Consider the following 16,041-nt stretch of genomic DNA (forward strand, 5'->3'; position numbering starts at 1 on the left):
GAGCTGGAGCAAGCAAGATGACACTTGTGCAAACCCTGAATGACTATCTCGAAACCAGCGGTGAATCTCGGCGATCGCTCTCGCTACGTGCGGGGCTGAACGCAAAAGCCGTGGCCGACATTCTAAACATCCCCGGGCTTCAACCCCGCCACACGACTCTCGTTGCCCTATCAGATGCCATAGGCCAGGATCTTTCAAAGCTTGGAGCCGAGCCTCCCCGGACCTATTCGGACCTGATCGCGGAAGCCAGGGACGCCGGGAACAAATCACTGAGTTCGCGGTTGGGGTGGCTTTGCCGGAATGCCGACTGGGTGCCTGAGCTGAAGGTTGTCTGCAAGCAGGACGTGATCGACTTTTTTGACCGCCATACTCCTGCAAGCTTCAATCTTAGCAAGGGAAGCATGTCTACCTACCGTTCCATGTTAGTGGCTGCCGTAGGAAGCGGGCAGTCTCGGCAACGCAGTCGTAGGATCGACGACATCTGCGGAGTGTACAAAGAGGCCCACGAAGCGATCCGGGAAAGCGATCTGCCTGTATCCGCTCGACTGATTTCCGGTTCCTTTCTCCTCTTCCTGCATGACGAGGGCATTCAACCCGGCCAGATTTCAGCAGATACATTGGCGGAATACTATCGCCATCGGATCGAGGTCTCTGCCAAGGGCGAAGCACAATGTGAAAAACACGTCCGGGAGATTGCAAGCCTGCTGCGCACCATGTCCAAGCACCCCGAATTCTCGAGGTTCGGATTTACCTCCCCTTCGCACCCTTTCGAAGATGGCCGCGACAAGTTTGGCGTCTGCGTTTCCGAACTCGTATCGTTGCTCGAAGAGTTCGACAATCGGGTTGCGCCGTGGGCCACGGGCCAAATGTCCCGAGACGGGCTGTCACGAACCGAATTCATCGCTTCTCTCGATGCAATGGAAAAGCCGGCTTCTGAGAAGATGGCGCGCCTTAGGGCCGCAAAGAAAAAACGGCATGCCCGCTCTGGAAAACCAAAAGAAATAGGCGCGCCTGAACTCATGGCTTCGAAGGGGTTTTTGACCGGCAAAAGCCGGTGGGCCGACAAGACTTTGGCTTGCCGCCGGGGCTATGTCATCTCCATGGCAAAGGCCATTGTCGCCGCAACAGACGTTGTCCCGGAAACAATCGACGAGCTCACAGACCCTGAGTTTCTCGAAGTCGGTGCGGCAACGCTCGCGGACGGTAACAAGAGCGACTATCCGAGCGGCTATGTTTCAAGTGTCCTGAAGGCAATACGTAAGATTGCGTCAGATTTCATAGGGCGCTCGGCTAAGGATCTGGCAGAGATTTCCGATCTCATCGCGCTTCACAATCCCGGCTTCAAAGGAATTTCTCCAAGAAATCGGGCAAAACTCCATCAGTTCACCGAGGAAAAGATCTTCCAGACGATGAACCTTACGGACACCGTGATCATGAACGTGAACACGGAGATCGACAGGCGCCGGCGTCTGCAAGGAAGGAAGACAGGCACGCTTCCTGCCAAGGTCGATGTCATGGATAGTGACCTGATCCGCGACGTGATGGCGGCATTGGCACACGACATCCTGATGAGCCGAGCACCCCGAAGCGACAACGTTTTGCGTGCTCGGCTGGATTGGGTCTCCTGGCAAGGCGACCGGGCCCGGCTTACCATCCCGGCCATCGAGGTGAAAATGCGCGGTAAAGGCGATGCAGACCTGCCTATTCCGCTGAGTGAGCGAACCAGTCGCCTGTTGAGGAACTATCTCGAAGTTCTTCGCCCACGCATCCTCCGACCAGAAGACAAGCAAAACCCCTACCTGTTTCCATCTCAAGGCGAGAAAGCGCAGAGCAAACACTTCAGCACGCTGCTGAAGCGAGTGACCCGTCTTTTGGAGAGGCATGTCGGGGTGAGCATTCACCCCCATCTTTACCGTCACCTAATCGGATGGATCTGGCTGAAAGACAGCCCGGATAACCTGCCAAAAGTGCAGCGATTGTTGGGCCATAAAAGCCTGCAAACCACCCTCGACTACTACGCCGAGCTCGATGAAACGCTCGTTCTGGATGAGTGGCAAGAAAAGCTGAACGTGAATTTCGACGCCACCTCGCCAAGGAGGGGCTCAACAAGGAGCAAAAAATGACCGACAACCAGCATCTTCAGCTCATCGAGGACATCCGTTCTGCAACCCTGGAAGATCCAGTCCCCGGGAGGGCCGAACTGTCGGCCCACCTGCAACAGCGCGTTGATGAAGTCGGCGCAACAGCCCTGGCCGAATTCGCTCATGTTCAACGCTTGGCGAGTGAAAAATGGGGGCCAAGTCCGACCACGCATTTCGGGCAGATCCTGCGCAGCCATCGTGTCACGCCGAAACCGACCCCCAAATCTGCATGGGAAAAGGTCGAGGAAGCCATCTGGCACCTACCCGCAACGTGGCGGCAACCCATGGCCGAACACATGGTTTTGTCCAGGAAGGGAAAGCGGGTCAAAGGGAGCAAAATCTGGAGCGCCAGCTATTTCATATCGGTCATCTACGCGATGAGGAGATGGAAAGACTTCTGTTCTCATTCCGGTCTCGACCTGTCGCCTACCGGTGCAAAGCTCGAAGCTTTCGGAAACCGCCTACTCGAAAGCGATGAAACGCGTGGGCAGGCCGCGACCATTCGTTCGGTTTCAGACTACATGTTGCGTATCCTGGGTGGCGTTTCACTTGTAGAGCCAAGCTTCTCATCCCCTGCCTGCGAATTCGTTGCCAACGACTGGCGCGAGCGTGCAAAAACCGAAGGTCCGAGCACCAAGACGGGTGCGCAACTCGTCGGCGCATCTGCAATCTATGCTCTCGGATTTCATCACATCGAGGAAGCCAGATCGCGCTCAATGCGGGGTCTGCACGCAGCCCTGCAATTCCGGAACGGTTTGATCCTTGCAACTGGCACGGCGGTGCCACAGCGCGCTCGAGCCCTATCATGCTTCGAGCTCGACAGCACAATCAGGCTGCTCGACAGCGAGACGATCCAGGTCTGCATCCCCGCTTCGATGCTGAAACTCCCGGAAGACCGAAAACAAGGTGAACCTTTCATTCGGACATTCCGAAACGCCCAATTGGCAGCGGCGCTCCGGGAGTACCGCCAATCGTTTCGCCCAATCTTCGACGACGGTTTGGTACTGTTCCCATCCGTCAAATCTCGGAACGCGGCAATCAGCGAAAAGCAAATTGGCAGGCTGACCGGCAACATGACCGAGAAGGCCTTTGGGGTCAGGATCCCCATTCAGCGCTTGCGAGACAATGCTGCGACCGAAGCCAGCGAAACATTGGCTGGAGGTGGGCGGGCTGCCACGTCTTTGCTCGACCACAAGTCGGCGGCAACGACGGCCCGCCACTACGACCATTCCGAAGGTATTGGAGCTGCCCAGGAATTCGGTAGCTTCCTCGCATCCTGCCGCGGAACCGGCGTGGACCTGGATATCTAACGGCGGTCAGCGGAACCCGTTGGCCTCCACAAACCCCTGTAATTTCTGTATTTTCCGCGTCATGTTGAAAAAGGGGCATCATCACCCGCACGGGGTGATCAGCGACCGTTTTCAACAAAATCCACCCATCGCCGGAACTTCCTCAACATGCCGCACTAAATCCAGACCCGGCTCAACATCCTAAAAACGACCGACGAAATGCCTTTGGGCAACGCGCAATGCGCCTTCGCGAACCGACTGGCGACCGATGAATTCATGGGCAGGATTGAGGGATCTGGAATTTCCCTGCGTCCCTTCCGTGAGACACAGGGAAATCCCCGAACCTCAACCAGCCTCATCAGGAAAAAGGAGAACCACAGAACACATCAAGTGAAGCGGGCCCAACCACTCCAGGAAATCTTGAGTCGTCCATTCCGGGCGGCGCCCACCCCGAAACCACTGGAGGTAATGCCCATGAATACCAAACTCTCGCCGGCCACCCGTGCCCTGTTGGAGTTTCTATTTGCACACGATGAAGCCCTGCAAAACGCAGCGCTCCTGCTCGGCGGTGCTCCCGCGCTCCGACGCGTTCAGTCGCTCCTCGACAGCCTGTCGAGGGCGCGTCACCTGACGCGCAAGGTCAAGCTCGACCTCGTCGCGCTCTATCAAGTGCTGTCTCTCGAAAACGTCGGTTATCCGGACACGCTCGAAACCGCGCTTTTCGCGGACCTCGACCCGTCCGAGCCAATGGTCGAAGACATCTGCCTTCTGACCGATGGTCTTCGCGATCGCATGGAATCCATCGACAAGGAGGCCGTCATCCCGGTCTTCGATTTCGAACTGGCAGCATGAGGAGAACGTCATGACAAGAGACCAGGAAGCTCTGCCCGACCTCGAATTCCTCGCCCTCCAGGCCATCCAATCCGGCCGGGCGCTCGCCAAGAATTGGCGGGAAATCCTGCCCAAAGTGGACGGGATGACCCATGCCAAGATTGGCGAAACTCTTATCCGGTTGGATGAGGGCGAGGTTTTCTCGATCCATGATGAGCACATTTGGCCAAAGATGAAAAAGGCGCTCGTCAAAGATCTCAACGAGCATCGGGACGGATACGGGTCCTACGCGCTGGAAACGGATACCAGCTACGACGACCTGTGGGATCGCGAGTTGGAAAAGAAGCGCTGGCTGATGGAATGCTGGAAAGCTTTCATGTCGGCACGGCAGATGCTTATCGACAGGCGTCGTGCCGCCCAAATCGCGGCGTTCTTTGCTGGGTAAATCAAGAAAGAAGCCGGCATCCTCTCGGGTGCCGGCTTCTTTCATTGTTTTAGTCTTCGATCGATGTCACGCGACCTTTTCTTGGGCCTCACAAAGCGGCTTCGACTTGAAGGAGGTCAACAACCAGCCCAGCTCATCGTCCTTGGTGTAGAGCTTCTCAGGCGACAGACGCTCTCGAAGCACATCGTAGACATCGACCATATTGTCTGACGGTTGCGGTACGGTCGTTCTGGATTCTCCCTCAATCAGAACCACTTCGTCGATTACGGGCATCAACCCCGGACGACCGCGTTCATCTGACCAGTCAGGGCGGCTACACAGAAGCCCGGACACCGAGCATTCTTCTGTGAAGAGCCGGAAGCGCACCATCCGCCTCTCCTCTTCGAGAAGCAGATATCCGTTTGAAATGGTCTCAAGCATGAGATCGGACAAGAAATTCTGGAACGGCATTTCGTTCTCCTTTGTTCCATTGCTATTGATGGACAGGAGATGTGTTCATTGCGGAATTTGAGAAATCGTTTTGTTTGATCCATCGGGTGAACGCCCCGGCCCGCACCCAACAAGTTCGGTTTTTTCCTCTCAGGCTGCCTCGGCCCGTCCCGGTTTGATGCTGCTCATGTTGCTCAGTTAAGCGACCTTTCTTTCGAAGGCCAAGGATCGAAAGTGTGGTTTGAAGATTCAGCAAGGAGCGCCTTTTGCGGTTGAAAGGCGCTGCGAGGTGCACAAGACCCTTCCGCGAGCAATGCGACCTCGGCAGCTGCGCGCGCGCCAGGAAATACGCTGACAGCGGATTGATTTCTTTAGGCGGGAATCGACAAAGACGCATTTTTACCGTTTTGGTGGATCTTGATCGAGCACCTTTGCAAGTCCGGCGCTGTTGGCTTTCATCCAGTCGATCATGTCACGGATCGCGCGCAGAGATTCCTCGACTTTATGGCGCTCGGTGTGGAAGGGTTTCGTCTCATCAATCCCTGGCGTTATCACCCTGATTGCAAGCGATTTGTTGGCCTTCTCAGCTTTGTACGTCGTTCCTTCCAGAAGCCCGCTTGCCCGGACAGCCGAAAGGGCATCAGCCCTTCCGGACACCTGGATATTGGCGTATTTCCAAGCTTCCTGCTTTCCAAATTCGTGCCGGAGTTTGAGCGCCGGGAGGCCGGGCACCTCCAAACCTTCGAATATCCTGGTGGTGGCCTTCTTACTGTTTACTGAAGGCCGCACCCTGAGTTCAGGTAGAATCCTGCGGGCCATTTCTTCATAGGGCGTCGCAAAATCGCGCTTCTCCTCAATTGTCTCGCCTCCGCTCCATCTGCCCACGGCACGCTTCCCAGAGAGGGCGTCGAGCAATTCAATCCGCGCCTCCAGCCGCAACGCCAGCTCATTGCCGGGCAAATGCGCGCGCCGCTGTTGGAGAAATTCGGCAATCTCCTCGATCGAGAGCTCGGCGTCGAACGCTCCATCATGGACAAGGGCCGAGAAACGCGCAGCGGGAGCGACCAGCAAGCCCGCTGCCGCGGTCGCTCCGAGCCGGTCGCGCGCGGCCTCGATCTCTTGGGCATATGCTTCGGCTTGGCCCGGGGTGAAACCGGAGCCTACCTTGCTCTCGATCAGAACGCAGGCGCGCAATTCGCTCCGTTCGAACCATCCGATCTGAACGTCGGTCTGACGGCCGTCCGCGCTTGCGCGCAGCGGAGATTTTCTCAGCTTGATTTCACCTTCTCCGGGCGGAATGAAGGCTCCGTCCAGACGGGACAGCACCCAGTCTCGAAACTCTTTCGACGCGAAAAGCTCCTCGACGAGGAAATTGTCGAGATCGCGCTCACGCACGCTGTCGCGGTAGACATTATCGATACCGGCCATCACAAATCCAACGCCTTCATGCAGTGAGGTGTCGTGATGCTAAGCGACAATCTTCCCTATGCAAGCAGGAATCCAACGGCGCACGTTTTTCCCGAGCAGCCAGCCAACAGGATCAAATTTTTCAACATTTGCCGTCAGGCGTTGGCCAGAGGGTGGCGTTTTTTCTCCAGCGGAGAAAAAAGGTTAGTGGGTTAACCATTTTAATAAATAACCGCACAGTGGACCTACCGGCATTGTATGACAAACAAAAAAGGAAATGTTGGTGCGATCCGACAAGCAACTTTGAAATGGCCGGACTTTGTGGCCATGGTAGGGCATGGCAAGAAAACAGGTCGGTGGACCTGTCACGGTTTGATGCCGCTCCTGTAGCTCACTTAAGCGACTTTTCCTTCGAAGGCCAAGAATCGCAATTGTGGTTTGAAGATTCCGCAAGGAGCGCCTTTGTGGTTGAAAGGCGCCCCACCACAACCACCGATTGACTCCCCCTTCCGCACAATTCAATACTCTGTCCGAAACCATTATTTTTCGGAAAATCAATGTCCTACTCAAAAGCTATTGATTTGTTGCGTCTTGCGGATTTCGCTGCAGCCAGGCATCGGGGTGTTACCCTGCAAGAGATCGAAGATGAATTCCAGGTAGCGAGACGTACTGCACAACGCATGACTAACGCCTTGGAACAAGCCTTTCCCATCGCCGTTGAAATCTTGATTGATCCAGATCGCACAAAACGATGGACCCTTCGCGAATCCCCGCTGGCCCGACTGAAAATGCACGGAGACGAAGAACTCGAAGCCCTCGACTACTCAATTGAAAGGCTGTCAGAGAACGGAGACCTTCGACAAAGGAATGCGCTTGCCGCGCTCCGGGATCGGTTGATGGCAGCGCTGCCCACCCGGGAGGCACGTCGCCTGGAAGCCGATGCTGAGTGGATGCTGGAAGCTTACGGTGTGGCAGCCAGGCCAGGACCCTCAACGCAAATTTCGAAGGAAATCAGTGAAACCATTTCGGATGCCATCCGAGGTCCCTATCTGCTGCACTTTTCCTACAAAGGCACGGTACGACTGGTTGAACCATACGGCGTCCTCCTCGGTGCCCGCCGATACCTGGTCGCGAAAAGCCCGGGCGAACAGACCATGAAACATTTCCGGCTCGATTTGATCGATTCAGCTGAAGTGATCGACGAGTTTTTCGACCGCGATCCGAATTTTGATCTCAACGACCACGCAGCCCATGCTTTCGGATCATTTCAGAGCGCCGATGAATATGGCCCGGTTCTTTGGAGGTTCACTCCAGATGCAGCCCAACGTGCGGCGGAGTGGCATTTCCATCCGGCCCAACAGGCTGAACTCCAAGAAGATGGGTCACTCGACGTTCGATTTGCAGCCTCTGGCTGGTTGGAAATGGCGTGGCATCTGTACCAGTGGGGAGACAGCGTAGAAGTCCTCCACCCACCGCAACTGGCCAAATTGGTGAAGGGATTCCAACGCGGCGATTTCAACGCACTACCCTGAACATGTTCACATTACGTTCCACACCTCAAGAATTTTTCCCATACACCCACCGAAGACCATGACAGGTTTTGACACCCCCGCATGACATGTTGGCCTCAACACACCCGCTGGGTTTCCATTCGCCACGAAAGGCTTGCACGATGACAGGAATTCGTTTCCTCCACACCTCTGACCTTCATCTGGGCAAAGCCTATGGACGATTTGATGAGGATGTGACCGCAGATCTTCGCCAGGCACATGCCGAGATCATTCCTGCATTGATCAAGGCCGCGGATGAACACGGTGTTGAACACATCCTTCTTGCCGGCGACACATTCGACCAGGAAACTCCTTCGCCCCGCCTCATTCGGCAAACCATTACGGCGATGGCAGAGGCGGATCAGCTGAGCTGGTGGATCATTCCGGGCAACCACGACAGCCTGACGGCCGATCTGATCTGGCAGACCTTCGCGGAACATGCCCCTGAAAACGTGAAGGTGCTGCGCGACAATACGCCAGTCGCCATCACCGAAGGGGCCTATCTTCTGCCCGCCCCCTGCCCGCGCCGAAAATCGGGGTATGATCTGACCGAGGCCATGATGCATCAAGAAACACCTGATGGGGCTTTGCGCATCGGCCTTGCGCACGGTGGTGTCGTGGATTTCCGCCCAGACGAACCCAGTGCAGAGACCATCCCGCCCGATCGTGCCGAACGCGCCAACCTGGACTACCTGGCTCTGGGTGATTGGCACGGCGCCCTGGAGATCACGCCGCGCACACATTATTCGGGCGCGCCGGAACGGGACCGGTTCAAGCACACTGGGCGCGGCACCTGCCTTTTGGTCTCGCTCGACGCCGCGGGCAATGTTCCGGTGGTCACGGATATCCCGATGGGAAAATATGACTGGCAGGAACTGGAGCTGCCGCTGTCGCCCGGGCTTGATGCGGTATCCAATCTCATGGAACTCCTGCCAGACGACAGCAGCAATTGGCGCAACACGCTCGTCAAGTTGCACCTTCAGGGGTACGTCCACCTTGATCAGAGGATGGCTTTGATGGAGCAGATCCAAAGGATCGCCCCGGAATTTTGCCATTTCGAATGGAGCGACCACCAGCTTCACACTGAATACCAACCCGATGATCTGGATCAGATTGCCCGCGGTGGGGCCCTTCGCATCGCTGCTGAGGCCTTGAAGGAAGAAGCAGATGACGGCGACCTTGCCCGATCAGACAGGGACATCGCCGACGCGGCGCTGACGCGACTCTACAGCCTTGTGAAGGAGGCCGCGGAATGAAACTCCTGTCGATCCGTATGAACAACGTCCGTCGCTTCACGCAACCCGTTGAAATAACTGATATTGGTCCGGGTCTGAATGTGCTCGCAGCACCGAATGAACAGGGGAAATCGACCCTCTTCGACGCCATGCATGCGCTGTTTTTCTTCGAGGCCAAATCCTGGAAGCAGAAAGAGGCGGCCAGCCTTGCACCACATGCAGGTGGCAACCCTGAAATTTCTGCCGACATCGAAGTGGATGGACAATCCTACCGGGTTTCGAAGGTGTTCTCGTCAAAGAAAGGTCAACAGAGTGTCACGGTTCATCGAGATGGTCACCTGATCAAGCAGGCCGAAGACGCCGAGGAGTGGATCCGCTCCCTGATCAAACCACCCAAGGATGGTGGCCCGGCCGGCCTGCTTTGGGTGCGTCAGGGGCTGACATCACTCCATTCCGGGAAGGATGACGACACGCTGGCCGCGCGGCGCGATCTGCTGTCCTCCGTGGCAGGCGAGATCGAAGACATCACCGGTGGCCGCCAGATGGAGAAGATTCGCGCCAGGTTGAAAAGCGATCTTGAGACCTATCTGACCAAGTCAGGCGCCATCAAAAAACACGGGCCTCTCTGGGAAGCAGAGCAAACCGTCGCAAACTTGGACGACCAGAGGGTGGATTTGCGGAGCAAGGTCGAACAGCTGCGCGCCAAGCTGGTGGAACGGCGCGCGTTACAGGACGAAAAAACCGCGCTTGTTGATCCCGTTGCCATGAAGGAAAGAGTGGACGCGTTGGAGGCTGCTCGAGCTGCATTGAAGGCATCTGAGGCCCACCAGGAAAACCAGGCAAAAGCGGACGAAGCCCAGCAAACAGCTCGGCTTGTACTGGAGGCCCATCAGGGCCGGATCAAAACGGCTGAAGAACAGTTGTCGGAGTTCCGCGACGCGAAGAAAGCACTGGATGAACTCCAGCAGAGCGTTGCCGGGGCCGAGGATCAACTGGACGCGGCAACACAGGGTTTGGAAAGGGCCAAGATCGCAGAGCAGGAGGCACGAAAAAACCAAATCTCTGCAGAAGAAACCCGTGATGCGGCACAGGCTGCTGAGGCCGACCGAAAAGGGGCGGACCGTCGGCAGGAGTTGGTAAAGCGCCTGGAAGAGGCCCAAGGCCATTCCTCCGAGGCCGCAGCCGCCAGAAAAACGATCGGCGGGTCCCCTGATGCCGGCCAGATGGAGCGACTGGAAGAGGCTTGGCAGGAGCTCGACCTTTTGAAGCGTTCCCGCGAAGCCTCGGCCGCTGCCATCACTTGGACGGCAGATGCCGGTCAACAGGATCGGGTGTCCTTGGATGGCAATCCTTTGGCCCCCGGGCATCGTGTGGCCCTGCCCGATGGCGGAGACATCGCTGTCGCCGGAGTTGGGTCCATCCGCGTGCACCCGGCTGAACAACGTGAGGAAGCCGCATTGGATGAGGCGCAGGCAGAATTCGACGCTGCGCTCGAAGCGGCTGGTTGCTCGACGCTGCAGGCAGCCCGGCAGTCTGAAAAAGAACGCAAATCTGCTGAAGACACCCTGCGAGATGCGAACGCAAAACTGAGGATTGTGGCACCTGAGGGGATGCAGGCCCTGATGGACGAGATCGCCAGCTTGCCCGAAACCGTCGCAGAAGATGCATCCCTTCCCTCTGCCGCAGATGCAGACGCCGCCTTCCGCACCGCAAGAGATAAGCACAACCAACTCCTGGCTGATTTGGAAGGGGTTCGCACCGATCATGATGCCAAACGCGGGGATGCGCGGGAACTTCGGGCCCGTCGAGACGAAGGACAAAACCGGATCGATCGGGCGACAAGCACCATCGGAGATCCGGTAGAAGCAGACCGTGAGTTGGAGGCGCTGCGAGAAAAATCACCTGAGTTTGAGGGAGCCCTGGAGAAGGCCAAGCAAAATGTTCAGGAGCTTGCGGCAAATGCGCCGGACCTTGCGCTCGCCCAAGCCGGGGCGACCCGCGCGCAGAATGTGGTCGATCAGGCCGACAAACGCTCGGGTGAGGTCAATATTCAGCTGGCAAAGCTCGAGACCGAAATCTCAATCGAAGCGGATCTGTCTGTCGAGGAAAAACTTCGGGAAGTCGAAGGAAAACTGGAAACCGCACGATCCCATGCCGAACAGGTTCAGGCCGAAGTGAAGGTACTTCAACGGCTCGATGCGGCCCTATCCGAGGCCCAGAAACAGGCGCATGACGCCTACATCGGCCCGATCCGCAATGAACTGCGTCCGCTCCTGAGCATGGTGTTGCCCGGCGCAGAATTGACCCTGGACGCCGACAGTGTGCTGCCGACCGGGCTGTCTCGTCCGCAGGGCGAGGATAGCTACGACCAATTGTCCGGCGGCACCCAAGAGCAGATCGCATTGCTGGTTCGTCTGGCATTTGCGCGTCTTCTGACCAAATCCGGAACCCCTGCCCCGATCATCCTGGATGATGCGATTGTCTATACCGATGACGACCGCATTGAACGCATGTTCAACGCCCTGACCCAGCAAGCCGGTGACATGCAGATTATTGTTCTGTCGTGTCGCCAGAAAGTGTTCCGTGGTTTGGGAGGCCAGACGCTGGCGATCCGGCAGGCCACAAGAGAGGTCAGCGCATGAAACGTGACGACGGCGCCCTCCGGCTTTCGGCATCCGATCTGATGCAATTCATGGCGTGTCCACACGCGACGAAACTGGATCTGTTGCGCCTGAACGGTATCGGCCCCAAGGACGTCGAGGACAGCGAAGATGCCGCTTTGCTGCAAAAACGCGGCGATGCCCATGAGGCAGCTTACCTGGCTATTCTGAAGGATCAGGGAAAGTCTGTTATCGGCATCGATACAGACGGTATCCCTTTCGCCCAGTCAGTCACCAAAACCTTGGAAGCGCTCGCAGAAGGACCCGAGATCGTTTTTCAAGGCGCCCTCGAAGGCGGTATGTGGGGCGGCTATTCCGATTTTCTGGAACGTGTCGAACGCCCGTCAAATCTCGGCGCCTATTCCTACGAAGTGGCCGATACCAAATTGAAGCGCAAGCCCGCCCCCGGGCATATTCTGCAACTGGTTCTCTACTCCGACCTTTTGGAACAAATCCAAGGCCTGGCACCTGAACACGCCCATGTCGTGCTGGGGAGCGGCGAACGGTTCACCTTTCGTCTGGCCGAATACGCGGCGTATGCGCGGGGAGCGCGGGCTCGTCTCGAAGAGTTCGTCTCCGACCCAGCCCAAACGCGCCCGATCCCATGCGCCACCTGTGACCTTTGCCGCTGGCGCGAGCATTGTGCGGAGACATGGCGCGACGAAGACAGCCTCTTCGAGGTTGCAGGGATCAGCAAGTCGCAAGTGAGCAAGCTGGAAGCTCATGGGATCACAACCCTCCAAGCCCTTTCCGAATTCGGAGGCACTGTGCCGCGCATGGCCCCCGAAACACTTGGTAAACTGACGTCACAGGCACGGCTTCAACAAGCCCGCAAATCCGGCCCTCCATCCCACGAATTGCGCCCACGCCAACCGGGCAAGGGGTTTGACCTTTTGCCGCGTCCTGCCGAAGGAGACCTATTCTACGACATCGAAGGGGATCCGCATTACGAAGAGGCCGGAGCGGATGGTCTGGAATACCTACACGGACTCTGGGACGGAGAGAATTTCACGGCTTTCTGGTCGCATAATCGTGCCCAGGAAAAGCAGGCCCTGATAGAACTGTTTGCCTTCTTCGAAGAGCGCATCCGTCGCCACCCGAAAGCCCGCATCTATCACTACGCTCCTTACGAAATCACGGCCCTTCGCCGCCTGACGACACAGCATGGCATGGGCGAAGCTCAATTGGATGGCTGGCTGAGGGAACACCGGTTTATTGATCTATACAGCGTTGTGCGTGGTGGTGTTGTCGCCTCGGAACGGTCCTATTCGATCAAATATCTCGAAGCCTTCTATGACGTTGAACGCGAGGGAGAAGTGACCACCGCCGGCGGCTCTGTTGTGGCCTACGAGAACTGGCGCGAAGCCGGGGGACAGGACATCCTCGACGAGATCGAGGATTACAACCGCATCGACTGTGTTTCGACCGAACTGCTGCGCGACTGGCTGCTGTCGATCCGGCCCGATGACATGGAAACCTGGCACGACCTCGTCGAGCCCGATTCCGAGAAGGTCCAAGTTCAGGAAGAGGCCGCACAAGAATTGAAAGAAATGCTGGAGGCCTCGGACCTGCCCTCCGAACGCCAGCAACTTCTATACGATCTCGGTATATTCCACTGGCGTGAGGGAAAGCCGGCGGCATGGGCCGTATTTGACGCAGCTCAGAAGTCTTTTGAAGAGCTATGTGACGACTTGGATTGCCTGGCAGGTCTGCGCGCGGTCGGCCCTCAGATGACAGACAAGAAATCTTGGGCCCGAGACTATACCTACCCCTTGCAGGAGACCAAGCTCCGTGCCGGAAAGTCAGCCGTGCACATTCTTCCAGATGGACAGCCTGTTAACTTGAGTGTTGGAAGGATTGATCGAGGAAATCATTCGCTAACCTTGCGCATTGGAAAGGCCCAGGGTGTCGATCTTCCCGACCGTCTTAATTTGCTGCCTAACTTCGCCATTAAGTCCGACCCGATCCCTGATGCGATCGCAGCAGTAGCGTCCGATCAATGCGGTGCTAAGGCAAACCGCGCCGCGGATGACCTTCTGTCCCGAAATCCCCCCAGGTTTCAGAACGGCTTCGCGTTGCAAGACGACCCTAACGGGGATCCCGTAGAAACCCTGAAGACCGCGGTAGGCGCCATGGACGAGACCGTTTTGCCGGTCCAGGGCCCTCCTGGCACCGGTAAGACCTATGTGACAGTCCGGGCCATCCTGGCCCTTGTCAGGGACGGCAAGCGTGTCGGGGTCGCCTCAAACAGCCATGCTGCGATCCGAAATGTTCTGATGGGCTGTGTCGATGCCTTGGAAGACGATGATTTGGACATCACTCTTGAAGATGTGGAGATTGCGCACAAGGAAGGTCAGGGTATGGACCCCTTGCCCGATGGGTACGAGAGCATCGCAGCCATCAAGGGCAATCAGGATCAGCGCCTGACAGGCGCGCATGTGGTTGGCGGAACCGCCTGGCTCTTTTCCCGCCCGGAATTGGCCGATACTTTCGACTACCTGTTTGTTGATGAGGCAGGCCAAGTGTCTTTGGCAAACCTGATCGGCATGTCAAACGCCGCACGAAACCTGGTGCTGATCGGCGACCCCCGTCAGCTCCCCCAGGTTGTTCAGGGCTCACATCCCCCACCCGCGGATCTTTCCTGCCTGGACTGGATGCTGGGGGAACATGCGATCGTGCCCCCGGACCGAGGAATTTTCTTGTCCACGACACGACGGATGCACCCGGACCTGTGCACCTACATTTCTGAACAATTCTATGAAGGCAGGCTTCATTCCCATGAAAGCACCGAGACCCAGCGGGTCGTGGCAACCACCCTCCCGCAAACCGGGGCGTGGATGGTGCCAGTCGATCATGACGGATGTGCACAGGAATGCCCGGCAGAAATCGATGCAATCGTTCAAACCGTCGAAACTTTGCTCGAAGGAACATGGCGCGACAAGGAAGGGGTCGAGCGAGAGATACGCCCCAACGACATCATCGTTGTTGCCCCCTATAACGCGCAGGTAAACGCCTTGTCCGACGCCCTCCCCGGCATCCGCGTGGGCACCGTTGATCGCTTCCAGGGACAGGAAGCGCCGGTGGCCCTTGTCTCGATGACGGCATCATCTGCCGAAGAAACGACCCGCGGCCTCGAGTTTCTGCTCTCCAGGGAGAGGCTGAATGTTGCCGTGTCGCGCGGCAAGGCTCTCAGTTTTGTTTTCGCATCCCCTCGTCTTACGTCAACGCCCTGCGCAACCGTGGATCAAATGCGATTGGTCAACACACTCTGCGCCCTACCCCACTGGCCCACCGAAGGAACCGCGTCATGAGGAACATGCCCACGGACCTGACCTTTCAGGAGTTGAAGGACAAACAACGCGAAATTCGCGATGGGTTCCCGGACGGCTTTGGCCTTCGAATTCACCGGGCCATCAGTTGGGTTGGGCGCGCGGAAAAGGCGGGTGACGATCTCGACGCCGCCTTCCTGTTCTATTGGATTTCCTTCAACGCAGCCTATGCGGATGAACGCGATGTGCAGACTGAGCGCGACATGTTCAACTGGTTGTTCACCCGCCTGACCGAGCTCGATCCAGAAAACCGCCTCTACACAGCAGTCTGGAACAGGTTCACAGGCCCGATCAGGCTCTTCCTTGAAAACCAGTATGTGTTTTCGCCATTCTGGTCCCATCACAACGGTCACCCCGGTTTTGAGGACTGGCAGGACCGCTTCGACAGAGCCCGCAGCGCCTTTCATCGAGCTCTCGCGGAACAAAGAACTGTCGACATCCTGTCGATGCTGTTCGACCGGCTATATGTCCTGCGCAATCAGTTGATTCATGGCGGCGCGACCTGGAATTCGAGCGTGAACCGCGATCAGCTTCGGAACGGTGTTGCCATTCTGTCGGTCCAGATGCCGCTCATGATCGACATCATGATGGACAACGCCAATGAGGAATGGGGTAAGCCTTTCTATCCGGTTGTTGATAGTTGAGCTTGCTTCAAACAGCCATGATATTGGAAAGCGTAGCCCACCCAACAACTGCCAGCAGTGTATTGCAGTCAGAATACACGC

Annotated in this window: 11 protein-coding genes; 9 read left to right on the forward strand and 2 right to left on the reverse strand. The window is 57.1% G+C overall.

Annotated features, from left to right (window positions below):
• Positions 1-17 precede the first annotated feature (17 nt).
• From TRM7615_RS14480 to TRM7615_RS14495, 4 genes are all read left to right on the forward strand, one after another.
• On the forward strand, positions 18-2,123 hold the full coding sequence (locus tag TRM7615_RS14480; RefSeq protein ID WP_108788760.1) for a tyrosine-type recombinase/integrase: 2,106 nt from the start codon (positions 18-20) through the stop codon (positions 2,121-2,123).
• Positions 2,120-3,451: a hypothetical protein gene (locus TRM7615_RS14485; RefSeq protein ID WP_108788762.1), complete on the forward strand. Its 1,332-nt coding sequence runs from the start codon at positions 2,120-2,122 to the stop codon at positions 3,449-3,451. Before TRM7615_RS14480 ends, TRM7615_RS14485 begins: the two co-directional genes overlap by 4 nt.
• 453 nt (positions 3,452-3,904) lie before the next feature.
• Positions 3,905-4,282, forward strand: a complete 378-nt coding sequence (locus TRM7615_RS14490; RefSeq protein WP_207775239.1) for a hypothetical protein — start codon at positions 3,905-3,907, stop codon at positions 4,280-4,282.
• Between the two features lie 10 nt (positions 4,283-4,292).
• Positions 4,293-4,706, forward strand: coding sequence for a hypothetical protein (locus tag TRM7615_RS14495; protein WP_108788764.1), 414 nt, complete (start codon positions 4,293-4,295; stop codon positions 4,704-4,706).
• A 66-nt stretch (positions 4,707-4,772) separates the two neighbouring features.
• Here TRM7615_RS14495 and TRM7615_RS14500 read toward each other — a convergent pair whose 3' ends face one another.
• Both TRM7615_RS14500 and TRM7615_RS14505 read right to left on the reverse strand, forming a co-directional pair.
• Positions 4,773-5,156 (reverse strand): hypothetical protein, encoded by a 384-nt coding sequence (locus TRM7615_RS14500; RefSeq protein WP_108788766.1) that lies wholly within the window; start codon positions 5,154-5,156, stop codon positions 4,773-4,775.
• A gap of 378 nt (positions 5,157-5,534) precedes the next feature.
• Entirely contained in the window at positions 5,535-6,563 is a 1,029-nt protein-coding gene (locus tag TRM7615_RS14505) for a hypothetical protein (RefSeq protein WP_108788768.1), read from the reverse strand.
• A gap of 536 nt (positions 6,564-7,099) precedes the next feature.
• On the opposite strand from TRM7615_RS14505, the gene TRM7615_RS14510 reads away from it, so the two are divergent.
• From TRM7615_RS14510 to TRM7615_RS14530, 5 genes are all read left to right on the forward strand, one after another.
• Complete coding sequence (locus TRM7615_RS14510) at positions 7,100-8,074, forward strand: helix-turn-helix transcriptional regulator (RefSeq protein WP_108788770.1); 975 nt, start codon at positions 7,100-7,102, stop codon at positions 8,072-8,074.
• A gap of 140 nt (positions 8,075-8,214) precedes the next feature.
• Positions 8,215-9,348, forward strand: a complete 1,134-nt coding sequence (locus TRM7615_RS14515; RefSeq protein WP_108789102.1) for a metallophosphoesterase family protein — start codon at positions 8,215-8,217, stop codon at positions 9,346-9,348.
• Positions 9,345-11,969 (forward strand): AAA family ATPase, encoded by a 2,625-nt coding sequence (locus TRM7615_RS14520; protein WP_108788772.1) that lies wholly within the window; start codon positions 9,345-9,347, stop codon positions 11,967-11,969. The genes TRM7615_RS14515 and TRM7615_RS14520 overlap by 4 nt, the downstream gene beginning before the upstream one ends.
• Positions 11,966-15,298 (forward strand): TM0106 family RecB-like putative nuclease, encoded by a 3,333-nt coding sequence (locus tag TRM7615_RS14525; protein ID WP_108788774.1) that lies wholly within the window; start codon positions 11,966-11,968, stop codon positions 15,296-15,298. The genes TRM7615_RS14520 and TRM7615_RS14525 overlap by 4 nt, the downstream gene beginning before the upstream one ends.
• Positions 15,295-15,960, forward strand: a complete 666-nt coding sequence (locus TRM7615_RS14530; RefSeq protein WP_165821443.1) for a HEPN domain-containing protein — start codon at positions 15,295-15,297, stop codon at positions 15,958-15,960. Before TRM7615_RS14525 ends, TRM7615_RS14530 begins: the two co-directional genes overlap by 4 nt.
• Positions 15,961-16,041 lie beyond the last annotated feature (81 nt).

Origin of the sequence: Falsiruegeria mediterranea M17, from assembly GCF_900302455.1 — a bacterium.
GTDB lineage: Bacteria > Pseudomonadota > Alphaproteobacteria > Rhodobacterales > Rhodobacteraceae > Falsiruegeria > Falsiruegeria mediterranea.